Annotated in this window: 17 protein-coding genes; 1 reads left to right on the plus strand and 16 read right to left on the minus strand. The window is 64.4% G+C overall.

The window, feature by feature from the left end; translation table 11 throughout:
• Positions 1–13: 13 nt before the first annotated feature.
• Positions 14–1123: a mandelate racemase/muconate lactonizing enzyme family protein gene (locus DEA8626_RS07555; RefSeq protein ID WP_108853364.1), complete on the minus strand. Its 1110-nt coding sequence runs from the start codon at positions 1121–1123 to the stop codon at positions 14–16.
• Between the two features lie 654 nt (positions 1124–1777).
• On the opposite strand from DEA8626_RS07555, the gene DEA8626_RS07565 reads away from it, so the two are divergent.
• A complete protein-coding gene (locus tag DEA8626_RS07565) occupies positions 1778–2743 on the plus strand; it encodes a LysR family transcriptional regulator (protein ID WP_108852394.1) in 966 nt (321 codons plus the stop codon).
• Between the two features lie 62 nt (positions 2744–2805).
• Here the strand turns inward: DEA8626_RS07565 and DEA8626_RS07570 are convergent, their stop codons facing one another.
• From DEA8626_RS07570 to DEA8626_RS07640, 15 genes are all read right to left on the minus strand, one after another.
• Positions 2806–3681: a dimethyl sulfoxide reductase anchor subunit family protein gene (locus DEA8626_RS07570; RefSeq protein ID WP_108852395.1), complete on the minus strand. Its 876-nt coding sequence runs from the start codon at positions 3679–3681 to the stop codon at positions 2806–2808.
• Complete coding sequence (locus tag DEA8626_RS07575; protein WP_108852396.1) at positions 3681–4418, minus strand: 4Fe-4S dicluster domain-containing protein; 738 nt, start codon at positions 4416–4418, stop codon at positions 3681–3683. Before DEA8626_RS07575 ends, DEA8626_RS07570 begins: the two co-directional genes overlap by 1 nt.
• Positions 4415–7201: a molybdopterin oxidoreductase family protein gene (locus DEA8626_RS07580; RefSeq protein WP_108852397.1), complete on the minus strand. Its 2787-nt coding sequence runs from the start codon at positions 7199–7201 to the stop codon at positions 4415–4417. Before DEA8626_RS07580 ends, DEA8626_RS07575 begins: the two co-directional genes overlap by 4 nt.
• 82 nt (positions 7202–7283) lie before the next feature.
• Complete coding sequence (locus tag DEA8626_RS07585; protein ID WP_108852398.1) at positions 7284–8423, minus strand: acetate/propionate family kinase; 1140 nt, start codon at positions 8421–8423, stop codon at positions 7284–7286.
• On the minus strand, positions 8420–9403 hold the full coding sequence (locus tag DEA8626_RS07590) for a phosphate acyltransferase (RefSeq protein WP_108852399.1): 984 nt from the start codon (positions 9401–9403) through the stop codon (positions 8420–8422). Before DEA8626_RS07590 ends, DEA8626_RS07585 begins: the two co-directional genes overlap by 4 nt.
• Positions 9404–9438: 35 nt before the next feature.
• Positions 9439–10185, minus strand: coding sequence for a sulfite exporter TauE/SafE family protein (locus DEA8626_RS07595; protein WP_108852400.1), 747 nt, complete (start codon positions 10183–10185; stop codon positions 9439–9441).
• 4 nt (positions 10186–10189) lie between these two features.
• A complete protein-coding gene (gene xsc / locus DEA8626_RS07600) occupies positions 10190–11965 on the minus strand; it encodes a sulfoacetaldehyde acetyltransferase (protein WP_108852401.1) in 1776 nt (591 codons plus the stop codon).
• Positions 11966–12059: 94 nt separating this feature from the next.
• Entirely contained in the window at positions 12060–13541 is a 1482-nt protein-coding gene (gene pdxR, locus DEA8626_RS07605) for a MocR-like pyridoxine biosynthesis transcription factor PdxR (protein ID WP_108852402.1), read from the minus strand.
• A gap of 154 nt (positions 13542–13695) precedes the next feature.
• On the minus strand, positions 13696–15075 hold the full coding sequence (locus DEA8626_RS07610; protein WP_108852403.1) for an aminotransferase family protein: 1380 nt from the start codon (positions 15073–15075) through the stop codon (positions 13696–13698).
• Between the two features lie 197 nt (positions 15076–15272).
• Positions 15273–16415, minus strand: coding sequence for a M56 family metallopeptidase (locus DEA8626_RS07615; RefSeq protein WP_108852404.1), 1143 nt, complete (start codon positions 16413–16415; stop codon positions 15273–15275).
• On the minus strand, positions 16402–16797 hold the full coding sequence (locus DEA8626_RS07620) for a BlaI/MecI/CopY family transcriptional regulator (protein WP_108852405.1): 396 nt from the start codon (positions 16795–16797) through the stop codon (positions 16402–16404). The genes DEA8626_RS07615 and DEA8626_RS07620 overlap by 14 nt, the downstream gene beginning before the upstream one ends.
• Positions 16798–16882: 85 nt before the next feature.
• Positions 16883–17281: a DUF2160 domain-containing protein gene (locus DEA8626_RS07625; RefSeq protein WP_245890792.1), complete on the minus strand. Its 399-nt coding sequence runs from the start codon at positions 17279–17281 to the stop codon at positions 16883–16885.
• The gene (locus tag DEA8626_RS07630; RefSeq protein ID WP_108852407.1) at positions 17281–18078 is read right to left on the minus strand and encodes a carbohydrate ABC transporter permease; all 798 of its coding nucleotides are present in this window, start codon (positions 18076–18078) and stop codon (positions 17281–17283) included. The genes DEA8626_RS07625 and DEA8626_RS07630 overlap by 1 nt, the downstream gene beginning before the upstream one ends.
• A gap of 9 nt (positions 18079–18087) precedes the next feature.
• A complete protein-coding gene (locus DEA8626_RS07635) occupies positions 18088–18951 on the minus strand; it encodes a carbohydrate ABC transporter permease (protein ID WP_108852408.1) in 864 nt (287 codons plus the stop codon).
• Positions 18951–20030, minus strand: a complete 1080-nt coding sequence (locus DEA8626_RS07640; RefSeq protein WP_108852409.1) for an ABC transporter ATP-binding protein — start codon at positions 20028–20030, stop codon at positions 18951–18953. The genes DEA8626_RS07635 and DEA8626_RS07640 overlap by 1 nt, the downstream gene beginning before the upstream one ends.
• Positions 20031–20038 lie beyond the last annotated feature (8 nt).

Raw genomic sequence — 20038 nt, forward strand, 5'->3', positions numbered from 1 at the left:
CGGCGGCGCAGCGTCAACCCTCAATCTCACTCTTTTGATACGCCGCTGCGTCAAGCCAGGCGGGATTGATCTCGACCCCCCACCCGGGGCCGTCCGGAATGCAGAGCTTTCCGTCGTGCACGGCAAAGGGATCGCCCAGGAACAGGTTCTGCTGCCAAGGATAGTAGTCCGCACCCTCAATGGAAAACTCCAAGTACTTCCCGGCATTCGGGATCGCGCCCAGAAGATGCATGGTGCAGATCGTCACCAGTGACAGGTTGGCGCTGTGCGGCGTACAGGATAGGCCCGCCTTGGCCGCCATCCTCGCGACGAGCAGCGTGCGCGCGATCCCGCCCATATACATCACGTCCGGCTGGACGATATCGACCGCGCGCATCTCGATCATGCGCGCCCATGTCGCAAGGTCCCAGTCCTGCTCGCCGCCGGTGACGTCGATGTCGAGCGCGTCCGTAACCTCTTTCGTCTGAGCAAGCTCCCAGTACGGACAGGGCTCTTCATAATGCGACACACCCTCGGCCTCGAGAAGGCGACCCACCTCGATCGCGCGAGCTGGCGAAAAGCCTGAATTTGCATCGACGAGCTTCGCCACCCCATCCCCGAGCGCCCGGGCGACGGTTGGGACGACCGCCTCTGTCCGGCCCGGCCATTCGTCCACGTCGCGGCCGCACTCCGCGCCGACGCGCCACTTGAAGGCGTCAAATCCCTGCTCGTCGCGCAACCGGCAGAGCCGGGCCGCTTCGTCCTCGGGGGTAATGTCGCGCTTCATCGACGACGCGTAGGCCCTGATTGCACACGGCTCACCGTCCAGCAATTCAACGACGGGCCTGCCCACTCGCCGTCCCTTCATGTCCCAAAGCGCGGTGTCGAGCCCGGCGAGCGCTCTGCAGCGGTACGAGCCGGGAAACTTGTGCTCCTTCTCCTCGATCCGCTGGACGAGACCAAAGATGTCGTCCGTCGCCTGCCCAAGCGCATGCGGCGCGACCTGGCGGTGAAAGACCTGCGCCGTGATGTCGGCGTTGTAGGTGGAGCACTGCCCCCAACCTGTGGCGCCGCCATCCGTCGTGGCCCGGACAAAGCAGACGAACTCATTCGAGAAAGTCTCGAGACGGGAGATATTGCCCATCAGGAATGGTTCCCCAGCGGATTTGTCATTCTTGTTGCTTGTCATCCCCGGCCGGCGCCCGACCATGGTCGACTATGGCGCGCGGTCGCCCGGCAAGGAACCCAAAAACGACATATCATGAACTGCGTACGACATTTTTCACGCCCGTTGTTGACTGACCAATCAATTAAGCGAAAACGCCCAAGACGCGTGCCGCAGGCGAGGAGAGCATCGCGATCGTCTCGCCCCCCTACTTCGAGACGTGTTTCAAAGCCGGCAAGTACCGGGCCCGGATCGCCACCCGCCTTGTCGCTGAACGCAGTGGTCCGACCTGGCACCTGCAGCTATGGGAAAACCACGAAAGCAACGTGATCGGCGTCGTCGCGCGCTCCATCAGCAGGATCGTGGCCTCGCGCCCCATTCGACCCAGAATTTCCGCGGGCCGCATGGTCCCCTTTTCTCCGTTCCCGGGCCGCCGGCCTATTGGCGAAGTGCTCTCACAGGAAGAACCCTTCAAGGCGTGTGGCGGAAGAACCGGCATGGGTTTTCAGTCTTTCGTGACGCACGCCTCTTCAGTGCCGGGTTTGACCGGCCCCGCTCACGCAGTGCTTGACCGGCATCGGTAACAGGTTCATTTTTTTGAAATACAATGCCGCGTTGGAGGCTCTCCGGTTCATGTTGGGCAAAGGCATCACGCTCAGAGCGCTCGAGCTTTTCGAGACGATTGCGCAGACCGGAACTGTGGCCGAGGCCGCGCGGCGAATGAAAATGAGCCTGCCCGCCGCCTCTCAGCAGCTCTCCAACCTTGAAACGGCGATTGGGTGCACGTTGTTCGATCGTGCCCATCGTCCGCTCAAGCTCACGGCCGCTGGTCGCGTCTTCCTGTTTCGTGCACGCGAAGCACTAAGCCAGATCCGGCAGGCACAGACCGAACTGACGGTGCTCGACATCTCGCATCTGAAAAGCCTGCGGCTTGGAATGATCGACGATTTCGACAGCCAGATCACGCCCGACCTCGTGGTCGCGCTGGCCAAGAACCTAAAGAATTGCGAGTTCCGGCTCACGACCGCGCCAAGCCACGAAGCGATTGAAATGCTGGTCAGCCGCGCGCTAGACGTGGCCGTGGCCGCCCGTCCGCAGGATGCGGTGCCCGGCATGCGGGAATACGGGCTCTTGCGCGATCCCTACGTGCTTGCCGTGCCGAAGGGATTCGCGCTTCCCCGCCGCCGCGAACTTGATGCGCTCGCGAAGCTGCCCTTCCTGCGCTACGATCGCGGCACGCTCATGGGGCGCCAGATCGAAGCACATCTCGCACGCCACGATCTTACGCCGCTCGACCGGTTCGAGATCGACAGCAACCAGTCGATCATGGCGCTTGTCGCCAACGGGACGGGGTTTTCGATCACCACTCCGCTCGCACTCTTGCGGGCGCGGATCTTCCTCGACCAGGTCGATCTGCATCCCCTGCCATTGGCCGCGATGTCGCGCACGATCTCGCTGTTCGCGCCGACTGACCAGGCGGGCGACAGCGCCGCCGAAATCGCGCGCACGCTGCGCACGATAATGACGACGCGTCTTGTCGGGCCCGCCAAGGACCTCGCCCCATGGCTGGGCGATGCCTTTGTTGTGTTTCCGTCGTAGGGCGAGTCGCCGCCCCGGGGCACAGACTATCCTGCTCAGACCTTGGCAAACCCGCGCCGGGATCAGCGCCGCCCGTAATAGAGCCCGACGACGTGCTCCGCTTCCGCGAAGAAAAGCCAGCGCGCGGCGAAGGCTCCAACGACATGCAGCGCGGCTGCGAGCGCAGTGAAGACAAGACCACCAGGCAGAAACAGGAGAACAAGCGCAGGCAGCGCCGAGGCAAACGCAAGCGCCACAACGCGCAACCGCGCCGCGTGCTTACGCCCAACAACATGGATCATCTCGCGCAAGAGATAGTTCGACGCGGTATGGGCCGGAGCGAATTCGCGCACATCACCGATCCGCCCTAACCCGGTCGCCGAGCCGAGAGTCGTGCCTTCCGCTTGGAACCGCTCGTCGCCCAGCCGGAAGGCCGCCCAAAGCAAGAGCCCGAGAAGAAGTGCCAGCCCTCCGGCAAGCGCCCGCTGCCCGCTCAGGATCGCGCCGCCGGTCAGCGCGAAGGCGAAGAATACCGCTGGCGTCGTCCAGTGGCTCCAGCGCGGCACGGTGCGAAGCTGCGCGTAAATCATCGACGTCGCTCCGATCGTCGCGAGGCAGGCCAGCGCGCCCAACGCGCCGAACACGGGCGGCAACCCGCCGCCCAAGACCGCCGCCAGCGCGACGGGCGCAAGCAGCAAGAGCGCGCCGGCGGACGCCCAGGCCTCGCGGCTGAGCCAGCTTGTCCGCCACTGGGAGAAGGCCATGAGCGCGCGCTGCGGATTGCCGAGATGAAAGGCCGAGGCAAGAAGCCCGATGACTGCGAGCGCGTAGCCAAGTCCCCAAAGGAGGAAGGCCGCCGCTCCGTAGACCTCCGCAGCCCCGAGGCCGAGGAAAGCCAGAAGCCCGAACCCCGCGCCCGACAGGACGGTGAAGACGATGACCGAAGGGGCAGGATGCATCAGAACCTCTCGAGAAGCCGGTCGAGCCAGCCCGCGAAGCCGGTCGACTCCACGTCGAGAAGCGGAGCGAGTACAGAGACTTCGTCGGGTGCCCCCTTCTTTCTCGGCGGCAGATACTTGTTGACCGGCCGGGTCTCCATCTCGGGCATCAGATCATATCCGCCCCGTTCGGCAACCAGCCGGCTCACGTCGCTCTCCGGATCGCCGAGGTCGCCGAAATGCCGGGCGCCTGTCGGGCAGGTTTTCACGCAGGCGGGCTGGCGATCCTCTTCGGGCAGGTTCTCGTTGTATATCCGGTCGACGCACAGTGTGCATTTCTTCATCACGCCCGCCGCCTGATCGAGCTCCCGCGCGCCGTAAGGACAGGCCCAGGCGCAGAGGCCGCAACCGATGCAGGCATCCTCGTTCACCAGGACGATCCCGTCCTCGGCGCGCTTGTAGGAGGCGCCAGTGGGGCAGACCGTGACGCAAGGCGCGTCTTCGCAGTGCAGGCAGGATCGGGGAAAGTTGACGATCTGCGCCGGGCCTGACTCGGGCTGAACCTCGTAGCTGTGAACGCGGTTGAGGAAAGCGCCGGAAGGCTCTGATCCGTAAGCGTTCTGATCCGACAGAGGCACGCCGTAACCCTGATCGTTCCAGCCCTTGCAGGCGGTCACACAGGCATGGCAGCCAACGCAGGTGTCGAGGTCAATGACGAGACCGAGTTTCTTGGCGGAGGGCGGCGGAAGTGCGGTCATGGCCGGTTCCTCCGGGCGGGCGGCACTGGCGACGGGATCGCTTCGAAGGCAGGCAAAGCTTCGTCGGGCGGATCGGCCTTCTCGATCCTCACCCTGAGGTCGAACCAGGCGGCCTGACCGGTGATCGGATCGGAGTTCGACCAGCGCAGGCCGTCGCCCTTCTCGGGTAGAAGTTCGTGGATCAAGTGATTGAGAAGAAATGCCTTCGTTGCCTCGGGCGCGTCAGGATCGAGCGCCCAGGCCCCTTTCCGCTTGCCAATCGCGTTCCAGGTCCAGATCGTGTTGTCGTTGAGCGCAGCCATATGCGCGACCGGCACCACGATCTCGCCGGTAGGCGAAGTCACGCGCGCCCAGTCGCCGTCATTGAAATCCTGCTCGTTCCAGATCTTCGTCGGCACATAAAGCGGGTTCACCCCGTGTATCTGCCTCAGCCAGGCGTTCTGCGAGCCCCAGGAATGGTACATCGCCATCGGTCTTTGCGTGAGCGCGTGAACGGAATAGTCTGCTCCAGCCTCATCGCTGAAAGGCTCGTACCAGATCGGCAGCGGGTCCATCCTCCGCTTCAGCCGTTCACGCAGGTGATCGGGCGGTTGTCGCTCGCCGTGCCCCTCGGCAGCCAGCCGAAACTTCTGCAGTGGCTCGGACCAGAGCGAGAAGAGATAGGGCTGCGGCTTGTCGTAGAACCCCATCGAGACGGCCCAGTCCTGGTAGGCGGCGTTCCAGGGCTTGAAGAAGGTGGCCTCGTCCGGGATATGTTCCACGCAGAACCCGCCATTGTCGATGTAACGCCGAAGCTGGTCCGGGTTCGGCGCGCCGCGCCCGGTCTGGTCACCAGTGCCGCGCCAGCCCATCAGCGGGCCGACGCCTGGGCGGCGCTCATGTTTGACCATGTAATCGGCGTAGTCCCGGTACTTTGCGCGGCCTTCCTCGTCCACGAACCCGGGCAGTTGCAGCCGGTTTGCAAGCTCGACCAGAACCGACTGAAAGCCCCGCACCTCCCGATCCGGTTCCACCACCGGCCAGCGGATGGCGTCGGCCGCCGCCTCGGCCTCGCAGATCGGCCGGTCAAGAAGCGAGATGCAGTCGTGGCGTTCCAGATAGGTGGTATCGGGCAGGATCAGGTCGGCGTAGGTCACCATTTCCGAAGCGTAGGCGTCGGAATAGATGATGCGGGGGACCTTGTATTCGCCGTTTTCGTCCGTGTCGGTCAGCATCTTCATGACCGCGCCAGTGTTCATGGACGAGTTCCAGGACATGTTCGCCATGTAGAGCAGGAGCGTATCGATCTTGTAGGGATCGCCTGCGTGGGCGTTCGGGATGACCATATGCATGAGCCCGTGCACCGAAAGCGGGTTCTCCCAAGTGAAACCCTTGTCGATGCGGGCCGGGCTGCCGTCCTCTTTCAGCGCGAGATGCTCAGGCCCCTGAACGAAGCCCAGATGCGGACCATTGAGCGGCTTGCCGGGTACATAGGCGCAATGCGGCGTTGGATGGGCCTCGATAGGCTTCGGATATGGCGGCTTGAAGCGGAACCCGCCGGGCACTTCAACCGAGCCGATGAGGATTTGCAGGAGGTGCAGCGCTCGGGCAGTCTGAAAGCCGTTCGAATGGGCCGAGATACCGCGCATCGCGTGGAAGGCGACTGGGCGGCCGATCATCTTCTCGTGCCGTTCGCCACGGAAATCGGTCCAGGTTTGCTCAATCACGACCGGTTGGTCGAAGGCCGCGCGGGCGATCTCGGCGGCGAGGCCCTTGATGCGGGAGGCCGGTATTCCGGTGCGCTCTGCCACCGCCTCGGGCGCGTAGTCGTCCGAGAGGTAACGCTCGGCAAGATGCTGAAAAACCGTACGGCAGCCTTCATGGCTCGCGCCCAGATCGGGCTTCACGGCCTTGCGGTCGAATGGCGTGGGTTTGCCCGTCCTCCGGTCGATGACCAGAAGCTTTCCGTCTTCGTCCCGGAGGAGAAGCCCCTTCCCCGGTCCCTCCGTCTCGTCCACGAGGCAGGGCGCGTTGGTCCAGCGCGCGAGGTAGTCGAGGTCGATTTTCCCGGCCTGCAGAAGTTCGTGAACGAGGGAGAGGATCAGGAGGCCGTCCGTACCCGGCGTGATCCCGTACCAGTCGTCGGCGACACCGTTGTATCCGGTGCGGATCGGGTTCACGCCGATCATCCGCGCGCCGCGTTTCTTCAGCTTTCCGATGCCGATCTTGATCGGGTTCGAGTCATGATCCTCGGCCACGCCAAAGAGGATGAACAACTTCGCGCGGTCCCAGTCCGGCTGACCGAATTCCCAAAACGCGCCGCCCATCGTGTAGATGCCGGCCGCCGCCATGTTGACAGAGCAGAAGCCGCCATGAGCCGCGTAGTTCGGCGTTCCGAAACCCTGGGCCCAGAAGCTGGTGAACGACTGCGACTGGTCGCGGCCGGTGAAGAAGGCGAGTTTCTCGGGGGCACGATCGCGAAGGGGTTTCAGCCACTCGACGGCGGTCTGTAGCGCCTCTTCCCAGCTGATCTCCTTGAACGCGCCGGAACCGCGCGGACCGACGCGCTTCAGGGGCGCGCGGAGCCGCGAAGGCGCGGTCACCTGCATGATGCCGGATGCCCCCTTGGCGCACAGCACGCCCTTGTTGACCGGGTGGTCTCGGTTGCCCTCGATATAGCTGACGTTGCCGGATTTCAGGTGCACGTTGATCCCGCAGCGGCAGGCGCACATGTAGCACGTCGTCCTCCGCACTTCGTCGGAGACCTTGGGAGATGTGTCCAGTGTCGGCTGCTGATAGCCCATTTCGTTTCCTAATCCTGCCCGCAATCGGAACGTTCGTTCCGATATGCTCGCATTGCAAGTCGTATGTACTGATCGGACCGCATCAGCACACGCCCTGCCCCAGAACGTTCAGAACCTCGCCCGCTATGTGGCGTTCCTCTTCGGCGGGGACGATCAGGATCGGGACCGCCGATCCACCCACCTCTAGCCGCGTCGTCCGGGCCTCATTCGCGTCCTGGTCGAGCGCGGCGCCCAGAAAGCTCAACCCCTGGCAGATCCGCGCCCGGACTTCCGCATCGTTTTCGCCGATACCGCCGGTGAAGGCGATGCAGTCGAGCCCGCCCATCGCCGCTATCATGGAGCCCGAGTGCCGCACTGCCCAGTAGCAGAAGTGATCGATGCCAAAGCGCGCTTCCTCGGTCCCCTCCGCGTGCAACGCGCGCATGTCCGACGCCCCGCCGAGTCCCTTGAGCCCGCTTTCGCGATTTAGGATCCGTGCCGCGCCGTCGATCCCGTGATCCTGCGCCATCCTGAGCACGGCGTTGCCGTCGATGGTGCCCGTGCGGGTACCCATCGTCAGCCCCTCGAGCGGCGAATAGCCCATCGTGGTCGCGACCGACCGGCCGTCGCGGATCGCCGCGAGCGACGCGCCGTTGCCGAGATGCAGGGCCAGCACGCGTTCCGGCAGGGCCGAGCCGAGCAGCGAGGAAAGCCGCGCCGTCAGGCTCGCATACGAAATGCCGTGAAAGCCGTAGCGGCGGATGCCCTTCGCTTCTTCGCCAGCAGGCAGCGCGTAGCGTTGCGCGACTTCGGGGTTGGTCGCGTGGAAGGCGGTGTCGAAACAGGCGACCTGCGGCAAGCGGGGCGCAAGACGCCCGAGCGCACGGATCGGCGCGAGGTTGTGCGGGTTGTGCAAGGGCGCAAGCGGGATGCAAGCCTCGATCGCGGCGAGCACATCGGCATCGACCCGGGCCGGCCGCGTCAGCGCCCGACCGCCGTGAACGACGCGGTGGCCCGCCGCGCCGAACCGTTCGACCGGATGGCCCGCGTCACGTATCGCCGCGAGAATCAGCGCCAACGCCGCGTCGTGGTCGGGCGCGTCGGCCTCCTCGTCGCGCGCCCCGAGCTTCAGCCGCGCCCTGCCGCCGATGCCCGAGACGGCGCCGTCCAGCACCTCGGTCAGGTCGGATGCGAAGAGCGCGACCTTGATCGACGAGGAGCCGGCATTGACGACGAGGATCATGCCGCACCCGCGACAATGGCGCCGAGTGCCGCCGAGGCGATGCGCGCGGGCGCGGCCTGCGACCGCGAGGTGAGCAGGATCGGCACGCGCGCACCCATCACCACGCCGCCCGCGCAAGCCCCCATCCCGAGCACCATGAGCTTGAAGAGCGCATTGCCGCTCGTGATGTTCGGCACCAGCATGATGTCGGCGTCGCCCGACACGTCGGAGACGTATCCCTTCACCTCGGCCGACGCGCGCGAGAAGATGAGGTCGAGCGCCATCGGCCCCTGCACCACCGCCTCCGGAAGCGCGTCTTTCGCCCAGCGGGCGATCTCGGCGGCTTCCTCGGTGTTGGGGATCGACGGGCTCACATCCTCCGACGGCGCGAGAAGCCCCGCCTTCGGTCGCGTCACACCCAGGATCTCGGCAAGCCGCACCGCTTGGGTCAGACAGGCCTGCCGGGTCCGCATGTCGGGGTCCACGTTCAGCGCGGCGTCGGTCACGAGAAGCGGCCGGTCCGACGTCGGCGCCGTGATGTGAAAGACATGGCCGCAGCGCGCCTCCTTATCGCGCAGCCCCGCCGCCGAGGGCAGAAGCGCCTTAAGGAAGGTCGTCGAGTGGATCTGCCCCTTCATGACCGCATCCGCCTCACCCTCCCGCGCCAGCCGCGCGGCTTCCGTCGCCGCCGTCTCGCGCGGCGCATGGATCAGCCGCAGGCCCCCGATATCCCAGCCGATCTCCTCCGCTGTCGCGGCGATCTTGACCCGGTCGCCGATCAGGATCGGCTCCGCGAGGCCGTGGTCGGCCGCCTCGCGGATGCCCTGGAGCGGGTGGATTGCGCCGGCGTTGACGAGCGCCACGCGCGGGCGCTTGCAGCTTCGCGCCTGGGCCAGAAGCCGTTCGGGGCAGTGCGGCTCGATTGGCGAAAGAAAAGGGAACGGGTCCCGCTGTTCAACTTTTGTCCTTGTCGCGCCGGCAGCGCGGGTATCGCGATGCATATTGGTGCCCTCCTCTGGCGCGGACATAACAGACCTCACATGACCGATCTGGCAAGGCCGAGCGTCGCGAGCGCGGTCAGGAGAAGGATCGTCGCCCGGCGGAAATCCTGCGGCGAGGCGGCGAGGAACCGCCGCCCGCCAAGCCAGACGCCGAGCGCGAGAAGCGGCAGCGCCGCGACGAAGATTGTGAGCGTGTCGCGGGTGACGAGGCCGTTCGCCCACATCACCGGCAGCGCCACGAGGTCGATCGCGGTGAGATAGGCGACCATCGTCGCGCGAAAGACGGGCGCCGGGATCGGTTGGGCCGCCATGAAGGCCGCCACCGGCAGCCCGCCAACCGCCGCGCCGTTGGCGACGCCCGAGGCGACGCCGACCGCGCCGTGACCCGCCGCGCCGAACGGACGCCGCAGCGTCCAGCCGGACAGGAGCACAAGGCTCATCGCGAGAATGAGCGCCGAGATGGCGAGCCGCGCAGGTTCTTCCCCCACCCGCGCCAAAAGCGTAACCGAGACAGGCATCGCCACCGCCGCGCCGGCGAGCATCGGCCAGATACGGCGCCAGTCGATCTGGGCTCGGATGCCGCGCGACTGGACGGCTGTCATCGCAATCTCGCACAGGATCACGACCGGCACGAGCAGGACCGGGTTGGTCAGGAGCGCCGAGAAGGCGACGACGAGCGCCGAGAAGCCGAAGCCCGAATAGCCCCGGACGAAGGCCGCGGCGAGAAAGGCGAGGCCGAGCGCCCCTGCCGCCCAAGGGGCGAGCCCGAGCGGCAGGGTCATCGCCTCAGACCCCCTGCTGCGGCCGCATGTCGGCGGCGTCGATCCCTGCGACCTCTACCGGCTTCTTCATCGCGTCGCGGCGGAAGGGCTCGCCCAGTTCCTGGTTGATGAGCGCCTCGATGAAGGTGGTCTTGCCGGCCTTCTGATCCTTCAGAGCCTGGTCGAGCGCGTCGGTCAGCTCATCCATCGTCTTGGCCTGAACGCCTTTCAGCCCGCAGGCCTTGGCGATGCCTGCGTAGCTAACGCCCTCGTCGAGCTCGGTGCCGACGAAATTGTCGGCGTACCAGAGCGTGGTGTTCCGCTTCTCCGCGCCCCACTGGTAGTTTCGGAAGACGACCATCGTGATCGCCGGCCATTCCTTGCGGCCGATCGCCACCATCTCGTTCATCGAGATGCCGAAGGCGCCGTCACCGGCGAAACCCACGACCGGCGTATCGGGGTTGCCGATCTTGGCGCCGACGATCGAGGGGAACCCATAGCCGCACGGGCCGAAGAGGCCGGGGGCCAGATACTTCCGGCCTTCCTCGAAGGACGGATAGGCATTGCCGATGGCGCAGTTGTTGCCGATGTCGGAAGAGATGATTGCCTCTTTCGGCAATGCGGACTGGAGCGCGCGCCACGCCATGCGCGGGCTCATCCAGTCGGGCTTGGCCTTGCGCGCCCGCTCGTTCCAGCTCGTGCCGGGATCGTCCTGTTCGTGATCCATCGAGGTGAGTTCCTGCGCCCAGGCTGACTTGGTCTTCGAAATCAGTTCCTTGCGCTCCTTTCTTCCCGCATCACCCGCATGGTCCCCCAATTGCGAGAGGATCGCCTCGGCCACCTTTTTCGCGTCACCGACGATGCCGACGGCGACGGGCTTCGTCAGGCCGATCCGGTCGGGGTTTATATCGACTTGGATCAACTTCGCCGTCTTCGGCCAGTAGTCGATCCCATAGCCCGGAAGCGTCGAGAAGGGATTGAGCCGCGTCCCGAGCGCCAGCACCACGTCGGCCTTCGAGATCAGCTCCATCGCCGCCTTCGAGCCGTTGTAGCCCAAGGGGCCAGCAAACAGGGGGTGCGAGCCTGGGAAGGCGTCATTGTGCTGGTAGTTGCAGCAGACCGGCGCGTCGAGCCTCTCGGCCAGCTTTTGCGACGCCGGTATCGCGCCGCCGAGCACTACCCCTGCGCCGTTCAGGATCACCGGAAACTTCGCCTCGGACAGCAGCTTCGCCGCTTGGGCGATCGCGTCAGAGCCGCCCGCAGGCAACTCGAAGTCGATGATCGGCGGCAGCTCGATGTCGATGACTTGCGTCCAGACATCGCGCGGAATGTTGATCTGCACAGGCGCCGACAGCCGTTTGGCCTTGGTGATCACCCTGTTCAGCACCTCGGCGATGCGCGAGGCGTCGCGCACCTCTTCCTGATAGGCGACCATGTCCTTGAAGGCGGCCATCTGCTCGACCTCTTGGAAGCCGCCCTGCCCGATCGTCTTGTTCGCGGCCTGCGGCGTCACCAGGAGCATCGGCGTGTGGTTCCAGTAGGCGGTCTTCACGGCGGTCACGAAGTTGGTGATGCCTGGTCCGTTCTGCGCGATGATCATCGCCATTTTGCCTGTGGTGCGGGTCAGGCCGTCGGCCATGTATCCGCCGTTACACTCGTGAGCCACGTCCCAGAAGGTGATGCCCGCGCGCGGGAAGTAGTCCGAGATCGGCATGAAGGCCGACCCGATGATTCCGAACGCATGTTCGATCCCATGTCTTTGCAGAACCTTAACGAAGGCTTCCTCGGTGGTCATCTTCATGCGCGTTCTCCTCCGCCGCAGCCATTCCGTCGGGGCGCTCGCCCCTCCTTTGGCGCTGTTTCTACGTCGCCCCGGTTCCGCCCTGTAGGGCCAGTCACGCCGCCTGACTAGGTCCAGATTCCGCGATCGTCTCGGCGATGATCCCAATCCCTTCCGGGATGCGGTTCTGCGGGATCGAGGAATAGGCGAGGCGATAGTAATTGCGCGGTGCCGTGCCCGGCGCGAAGAACACTCGCCCGGGTTCGATCAGAACACCGCGCGATCTGAGCCGAGCGGCCAGAAGATCGGTGTCGACCGACTCGGGCGCGCGCATCCAGAAGCTCGATCCTCCGAACGCGCCCTGCCCCGCGATGGCGAGCCCATGGGCGCTGATCGCCTCGTCCATCACCGTCCGGCGGCGCTTGTAGGCCTGGCCCAGCCGGTTGATCAGCGCATCGTAATGGCCGAGCGACAGGAAGTAGGCGACGGTGCGCTGGATATGGCCCGGCGGATGGCGCAGCATCGCGGCGCGGAGCGCGCGAACCTCGCGCACGAACGCTTCCGAGGCCACGAGATAACCGAGCCGCAACCCCGGAAAGAGCGACTTTGAGAACGATCCCACGTAGATCACCCGTCCGCCCCGATCTAGCGACTTCAAGGCCGGCACCGCCGATTTCAGGAACGACATTTCGAATTCGTAGTCGTCCTCGATGACGAGGAAGTCCTCGCGCCCCGCCCGTTCGAGAAGTGCGCTACGCCGGGCGATCGGCATCGTTGCATTGGTGGGGCAGTGATGGCTCGCCGTGGTGAAGACGACCTCGACGCCAGCGGGAAGCGCGTCAGGCGGCAGGCCCTCGGCATCGACATCGACTGGCGTGACCTCGGTGCCGAGCTGATCGAGGATCGCCCTGAGGCCCGGATAACAGGGATTCTCGACCGCAGTCTTCCGGCCTGAACCGATCAGAACCTGTGCGGTGAGCCAGAGCGCATTCTGCGCGCCCATGGTCAGAATGATCTCCTCGGGCCGGGCGCTGATCCCGCGCCGAGGCAGAATTGAGCGCATGATGTACTCAATCAGCATCGGATCGTCGCGCTCGTAGAAGTCGTCGGTCAGGACCTCGAAGTCCCGCTTGCCAAGCGCGCGCAGGGCGCATTGCCGCCAGTTCTGGTGATCGAAGAGCGAGACATCCACCTGCCCATAGATGAAGGGGAAGGGAAATTCGTGCCAGTTCTGTGGCTTGGCGGGCGCTTCGTGGCGGGAGAACCGACGGCCCACGACCCGTTCCCAGTTCACGTTGTCCTGGCGTGGCCGGTCGTCCATTTTAAAGTCGGGCTGCGTTGGCGCTGTCTCGGACACGTAATAGCCCGAGCGCCCGCGCGCGGTTAGATAGTCGCCCGAGACCAACTCGGTATAGGCGAGCGTCACCGTGATCCGGCTGACGCCGAGATGCCGGGCGAGCCGCCGGCTCGACGGCAGCTTCTCCCCCGCCCGGAACCGGCCCCTGAGGATGCCCTCGGCCACCATCTGCTGGATCTCATGCTGCAGCGTCCCGTTGAAGCCGGGAGTGAGGAAGAACGCCTCTGCCGGAATTGACATGTCTGGCCTTATCCAAGCGCGTAACTGGACCTAACACCAGAATGCGGAAACGGGCGCAGCCGTCAAGCCGCGCCCGCCGCTTCTTTATTGCCGAAACACCTCGGGGGAGTCGCCGCGGCGCGCGGCGACGGGGGCAGCGCCCCTTTCCCTTGCCTCAGGAAAAGACCTTCGTCAGGGCCTTGTCGATGGCAGCCGTGATCTCGTCGATATCGTCGGCGGTGGCGATCAGCGCGGGCGAGAGACACAGCGTGTTGTTGAAGCCCGGCACCGACCGGTTCGTGGCCCCGATGATGACGCCCTGCGCCATGCAGTCCGCGACGACGGCCTGGACCTTCTTCTCCTCCACCGGCTCTTTCGTCTGCCGGTCCACCACGAGCTCCGCTCCGCAGAACAGACCCTTGCCGCGCACGTCGCCGATCACCCGGTGCCTGTCCATCAGTGCGCGGAGATTGTTCACCGTCCGCTCGCCCATCTTCACCGTGTTGTCGAGAAGCCCCTCATCCTCGATGATCCGCATGTTCTCGACCGCCGCCGCCGGTCCCGCCGTGCAGCCGCCGAAGGTGGAGATGTCGCGGAAATAGTTCATCGGATCGTTCGCGTCGTCCTTGAACATCTCGAAGACCGCCTCAGTCGTGACCATGCAGGCGATGGCCGCATAGCCCGACGCCACGCCTTTCGCCATGGTAACGAAGTCCGGCTTGACCCCGTATTGCTGGTAGCCGAACCACTTTCCGGTGCGGCCGACGCCGCAGACGACCTCGTCAATATGCAGCAGGATCTCGTATTTCTTGCAGATCTCCTGCACCCGCTCCCAATAGCCTTCCGGCGGCGTGATGACCCCGCCGCCTGCCGTCACCGGCTCGAGGCAGAGACCGCCCACGGTATCGGGGCCCTCGCGCAGGATCACTTCCTCGATCGCGTCGGCAGCGCGCTCACCGTAGTTCTCGACGTCCCACTGCTTGCGATATTCCATGCAGTGCGGAACCTTGACGAAGCCCGGAACAAAGGGTCCGTATTGCGCATTGCGCTCATCCTGGCCGCCCGCCGACATGGTGGCGACCGTGGCGCCGTGGTAATCGCGGTCGCGATAGAGGATCTTGTGCTTCTTGCCGCCGTGGCGCTTGTGGGCGATCTGGCGGATCATCTTGAAGGCCTTCTCGTTCGCCTCCGAGCCCGAGTTGGTGTAGTAGACCCGGCTCATTCCCGGCATCTTCTCGATCAGTTTCTTGGCGAAGATCGAACCCGGGATGGAGCCCGCCGAATTCGCGAAGTAGTTCATCTTGACGAGCTGGTCGTAGACCGCCTTGGCGATCGTCTCGCGCCCATAGCCCACGTTCACGGTCCACACCCCGCCCGAGACGGCGTCGAGATGTTCTTTCCCCTTCGCGTCCCACACGCGCATGCCCTTGCCCTCGACGATGACGCGGGGATCGTTCGTCTCGAACGGCTTGTGCTGGATGAGATGGTGCCAGAGATGCGCGCGATCGGCCTCGACGATCTCTGAAATATCGTTGGAATGAAGCGTGCTGTTCATGTGCCTTGCCTTCCAGGGATACGGGCGAGCCGCCCGGGGCACGCCTTCGCGGCAGCAGGGCGGTGTCGCAACGCGAACTTCTCGACGAAATCATCACGAAACGGCGCGCACTCGTAGGGCCAGATCGGACGCGCCGTTAGAACCAGTTTGCGCGATCTGCCCACATGTCCGCAACCCGGCACGGGCGCGCGCCTGAATTAGTATCCGGGCGATCCGAAGCTCGGCACCGGCCCGTTCACCGCCTCAAGCCGCTCCAAATTGACGATCGTCGACAGCATGATGCGGTCCGGGCTCCAGTCGCCCGGCTTCTGTATCGCGACCGACGCCGCCAGCGTCAGCGCAAGGATCGGCAACGTAAGAGCGGCGCAGATGACAGTCGGATGCCGCTCCGCCCGTCCCTCTATCACGCTCATCATGCGCCGCTTGAGAAGTGCGGCGGAGCGGCCGCCGAAGATCCAGTTCTCCGTGCGGACGAGCGCCACCGCCGGCGCACCCGCTGACAGGAGGCGGCGACGCCGCAACCCGTCGTGGCAGACGCTGAGCAGGCAGTCGCAGTATTCGGCCACCCGGTAACGACGCCGCGCCATGACCTGGCGGTCGCACGACAACTCGCGCAACTCCTCCATCCGTGCCTTCCAGAGATAGAACGCCGGATTCCAGAACAGGAACGGCCGGATCAGCCCCAGCGCGATCTCCCATTCCACATCGCCCTGCCGCAGGTGCTGCAATTCATGCGCAAGCGCGATCCCGCGGTCGCGCTCATTGGCCAGCATCGTCGACGGCAGGACCACGATCCGTGTCCGAAGGCCCCGGGTCGAGAACGGCACGCTGACCGTATCGGACAAGCGCAGTTCCACCCGCCCGATCCGGCGCCACGCGTAGCTGTCGGCCACGATTCCGCGCAGCGTCACGACGCCCAAGGCGAGCCGAATCGCGCAGACAAGAAAGCCCGAGGCGAGGAACGCAAGAAGCCCCTGCCCGACCGGTCCCGCCATCGCGTCGACGACGCGGCCCCTGGCGCCCAGAAGCCGTTCGACCTGGGAGGCCTCCATGTCGATGTTTCCCTGAAGATATTGGGCGACGATGAAATCGGACAGGTTGACCGCATGGTCGGCGGGCACATAGCCCGACCGCATCCCGAGCGAGACGAGCGCGACGAAGGCAGGACTGAGAAGCACAGCGAGAAAGAGCGCCCTCAGGAAACGCAGACGCGCGGTGACCGCATGCGAAAGCCCGACAAGCGCTAGACCGCGCCCGGCCAACAGCCACAGCGCAAAGACCAGAACCAGAAGCAGGTTCACGTCCAGATAGGCGTCTATGAGGGCGCTAGCGATTGTCATCCCTGAGCCTATTGTCTATGAGCGCCCGGATCTCGTCGAGCGCCTCCTCGGACAGGTCGTTGTCGTCGACGAGTCGCGCCACGAGGCTGACGGGCGTATTGTCAAAGAGCTTCTCCGACAGGTTCCTGAGCGATCGGGACTGGTATTCATCCTTCTCGAGCGCCGGACGGTAAACGAAGGTCTTGCCGTCCTTGGTGCTCGTCACGAATTCCTTCTGCTCGAGAATGCGCAGGATCGTGGCAGCGGAAGTGTAGGCGAGCTTACGCGCCGGCGCGAGCGCGTCCTGTACGTCGCGCACCGTCGCCTCCCCCAGTTCCCAGAGCTTCGACATGAACTCCAGCTCCACCTCGGTCAGGAACTTCACCTTCCTCTTGCGGCTCATCTCGGCGTTCTCATTTTTTTGCTGCACGATCCTCGTTCCGATCTTGTAGCAGATTTCCCTTTGGTTTTCATGCTTTCCCGCGCGTTCAGACTTTCCAGAAGCAGAACAGGCCCCAGGCGATGGCGATCGCCAACGGCCACCAGAGCGGCATTCCGAAGAGCCAGAGCCACGCCATGAAGATGTAGGACGTACCCAGAAGCGTCATGAATAGTCGGTCGCCGCGTGTTGTCACCAGCCCGAGAACACCCTTCCGTTCGGCCCCGCCGGGGCGCACGATCTCGAGGACCGTGAGCGCGCCCATCGCGCCGAATATGCCGATGAAGACCGCGAGCGTCGCAGGCGTCCAGGCCATCCAAAACGATGGCCAGAGCGGCGCGGTCCAGGAAAAGCCCTTCTCTTCGGCTTTGCCCAGATCGCCCCAGCCCTGCGTCTGGGCGGCGGCGGCGAGGGGGGCGAGGCTGAATAGGATCGCAAGCAGGCGCATCATACCCTCCCCAGGGCGAAGCCCTTGGCGATGTAGTTGCGGACGAACCAGATGACGATGGCTCCGGGGATGATGGTGAGCGTTCCGGCCGCCGCCAACAATCCCAGCTCGTAACCGGCCGAAGACGCCGTCCGCGTCATCGTGGCGGCGATCGGTTTGGCATAGACCGCGGTCAGCGTCTTCGCCAGCAGAAGCTCGACCCAGGAGAACATGAAGCAGAAGAAGGCGGCAACGCCGACGCCCGCCTTGATCGTCGGGATGAAGATCGTGGCGAAGAAGCGTGGGAACGAGTAGCCATCGACGAACGCGGTCTCATCCAGCTCCTTCGGCACTCCGCGCATGAAGCCTTCGAGAATCCAGACCGCGAGAGGGATGTTGAACAGGCAGTGCGCGAGCGCGACCGCGATATGCGTGTCGAAGAGCTCCATCGCCGAGTAGAGTTGGAAGAAGGGCAGCGCGAAGACCGCCGCCGGCGCCATCCGATTGGTCAGGAGCCAGAAGAACAACTGCTTGTCGCCGAGGAAGCGGTAGCGCGAGAAGGCATAGGCCGCCGGCAGCGCCACCGTGACGGAAATCACTGTGTTTATCGTTACGTAGATGATGGAATTGATGTAACCCCAGTACCAGGTCGGATCGGTGAATATCGTCTTGTAGCTCGCCAGCGTCCAGGTCTGGGGAAAAAGCGAGAACCCTCCCAGAATCTCCTGTGTGGTCTTGAAGCTCATCGCCACGAGCCAGTAGATCGGCAACATGAGGAAGAGGATGTAGAGGATTGGAATGATTGATCGCTTCTTCATCTTGATCCCCTATTTCACGTCGTGCCGCGTCATCAGCGTGTAGAACAGCCACGAGACGAAAAGCGTGATCGCGAAGTAGATCAGGCTCATCGCCGCCGCCGGGCCGAGGTCGAACTGGCCAAGTGCGATCTTCACGAGGTCGATCGACAGGAGCGTCGTGGAGTTGCCGGGCCCGCCCCCCGTCAGCACGAAGGGCTCGGTGTATATGTTGAAGCTGTCCATGAAGCGCAGAAGAATGGCGATGGTCAGCACCTGCTTCATCTTCGGCAACTGGATGTAGCGGAACACCGCCCAGTTCGACGCCCCGTCGATCTTCGCGGCCTGGTAGTAGGCATCGGGGATTGAGACAAGCCCCGCATAGCACAAAAGTACGACCAGCGAAGTCCAGTGCCAGACATCCATGGTGATGATCGTGACCCAAGCCGCTATCGGGCTCCGCGTCATGTTGTAATCGATGCCGAGCGTGTGGTTCATCAGGTAGCCGAGCAGACCGATGTCGGGGAGCGTGAAGATGTTCCACATCGCGCCCACGACGTTCCACGGGATCAGCATCGGCAGCGCCATCGTGACCAGGCAGACCGGCACCCAGAACCCCTTGCGGGGCATCGACAGGGCGATGATGATGCCCAGCGGCACCTCGATCACGAGGATCATGAAGGTGAACAGGAACTGACGCCCGAGCGCGGCGTGGAACCGTTCGGAGCGCAAGATATCCTGGAACCATCCCAGTCCGTGCCAGAAGAACTGGTTGTTGCCAAAGGTTTCCTGCACCGAGTAGTTCACGACCGTCATCATCGGGACGAGCGCGTTGAACGCGACGAGGATGAGGACCGGGAGGACGAAGAGCCAGCCCTTCTGGTTGACCTTGCGCATCAGGCGGCCCTCCCTTTTTCGCTGGCGATCCATCCGTCCCGGTACAGCCGCGTCTGCTCGGGCTTGAAGGAAAGGTGAACGGTGTCGCCCTGTCCCGGCGCCGCACCTTCGACCACGGCGCTGATGCGCGCATCGCCCGCGACAGCCTCGACGACCGAGTGGCGGCCGAGGTCCATTACCTTGCGCACGGTCGCCGGAACGCCTGCCTCGGACAGCGCAACGAATTCCGGCCGGACGCCGATTTCGTGGCGGCCCGATCCGGCTGAGATAGTTCCTTCAAGCACGATCCGCTGACCAGCGAAGAAGGCCGCGCCGTCCCGAACTTCGGCCGGCAGGACATTCATGCCGGGCGAGCCAATGAAGTGGCCCACGAATGTATGCGCCGGGCGTTCGAACAGCTCCACGGGCGTGCCGATCTGCACGACCTCGCCTTCCTGCATCACCACGACCTGATCGGCGAAGGTCAGCGCCTCGGTCTGGTCGTGCGTGACATAGATCATCGTCACGCGCACGCGCTGGTGCAGCTCTTTCAGTTTCGACCTGAGTTTCCATTTCAGGTGCGGATCGATCACGGTCAGCGGCTCGTCGAACATGATGACGTTGACGTCGTCGCGAACAAGGCCGCGGCCCATGGAGATTTTCTGCTTGTTGTCAGCCGTCAGGTGCGCGGCGCGGACGCTCAGCATCTCCGTCACTTCGAGCATCGCGGCGATCTCTTCGACTCGCGCTTTTACATGCCCCTCGTCGACCCCCCGATTCCTGAGCGGAAAGGCAAGGTTGTCGTAGACCGTCATCGTGTCGTAGATGACGGGAAACTGGAACACCTGCGCGATATTGCGCTTGTCCGGCGGAAGCTGCGTCACGTCATTGCCGTCGAAAAGGATCCGCCCTTCCGTAGGGTAAAGAAGTCCGGAAATGATATTCAGAAGTGTGGATTTCCCGCATCCTGACGGACCGAGAAGAGCGTAGGCGCCGCCGTTCTCCCAGTCGAGATCAATCTCCTTCAGCGCATAGTCCTCGGGGCCTTTCGGATCGGCCATGTAGCTGTGGCGCAGCTTTTCAAGCGTGATCTTCGCCATCTCTTCCC

It is taken from the genome of Defluviimonas aquaemixtae (genome assembly GCF_900302475.1).
In the GTDB taxonomy this organism is placed as follows: Bacteria; Pseudomonadota; Alphaproteobacteria; order Rhodobacterales; family Rhodobacteraceae; genus Albidovulum; species Albidovulum aquaemixtae.

Bases quoted from the DNA above. Each gene is read 5' to 3' on its own strand.
- DEA8626_RS07555 (WP_108853364.1), bottom strand. From the start codon at position 1,123: ATGGGCAATATCTCCCGTCTCGAGACTTTCTCGAATGAGTTCGTCTGC.
- DEA8626_RS07565 (WP_108852394.1), top strand. From the start codon at position 1,778: ATGTTGGGCAAAGGCATCACGCTCAGAGCGCTCGAGCTTTTCGAGACG.
- DEA8626_RS07570 (WP_108852395.1), bottom strand. From the start codon at position 3,681: ATGCATCCTGCCCCTTCGGTCATCGTCTTCACCGTCCTGTCGGGCGCG.
- DEA8626_RS07575 (WP_108852396.1), bottom strand. From the start codon at position 4,418: ATGACCGCACTTCCGCCGCCCTCCGCCAAGAAACTCGGTCTCGTCATT.
- DEA8626_RS07580 (WP_108852397.1), bottom strand. From the start codon at position 7,201: ATGGGCTATCAGCAGCCGACACTGGACACATCTCCCAAGGTCTCCGAC.
- DEA8626_RS07585 (WP_108852398.1), bottom strand. From the start codon at position 8,423: ATGATCCTCGTCGTCAATGCCGGCTCCTCGTCGATCAAGGTCGCGCTC.
- DEA8626_RS07590 (WP_108852399.1), bottom strand. From the start codon at position 9,403: ATGCATCGCGATACCCGCGCTGCCGGCGCGACAAGGACAAAAGTTGAA.
- DEA8626_RS07595 (WP_108852400.1), bottom strand. From the start codon at position 10,185: ATGACCCTGCCGCTCGGGCTCGCCCCTTGGGCGGCAGGGGCGCTCGGC.
- xsc (WP_108852401.1), bottom strand. From the start codon at position 11,965: ATGAAGATGACCACCGAGGAAGCCTTCGTTAAGGTTCTGCAAAGACAT.
- pdxR (WP_108852402.1), bottom strand. From the start codon at position 13,541: ATGTCAATTCCGGCAGAGGCGTTCTTCCTCACTCCCGGCTTCAACGGG.
- DEA8626_RS07610 (WP_108852403.1), bottom strand. From the start codon at position 15,075: ATGAACAGCACGCTTCATTCCAACGATATTTCAGAGATCGTCGAGGCC.
- DEA8626_RS07615 (WP_108852404.1), bottom strand. From the start codon at position 16,415: ATGACAATCGCTAGCGCCCTCATAGACGCCTATCTGGACGTGAACCTG.
- DEA8626_RS07620 (WP_108852405.1), bottom strand. From the start codon at position 16,797: ATGAGCCGCAAGAGGAAGGTGAAGTTCCTGACCGAGGTGGAGCTGGAG.
- DEA8626_RS07625 (WP_245890792.1), bottom strand. From the start codon at position 17,281: ATGCGCCTGCTTGCGATCCTATTCAGCCTCGCCCCCCTCGCCGCCGCC.
- DEA8626_RS07630 (WP_108852407.1), bottom strand. From the start codon at position 18,078: ATGAAGAAGCGATCAATCATTCCAATCCTCTACATCCTCTTCCTCATG.
- DEA8626_RS07635 (WP_108852408.1), bottom strand. From the start codon at position 18,951: ATGCGCAAGGTCAACCAGAAGGGCTGGCTCTTCGTCCTCCCGGTCCTC.
- DEA8626_RS07640 (WP_108852409.1), bottom strand. From the start codon at position 20,030: ATGGCGAAGATCACGCTTGAAAAGCTGCGCCACAGCTACATGGCCGAT.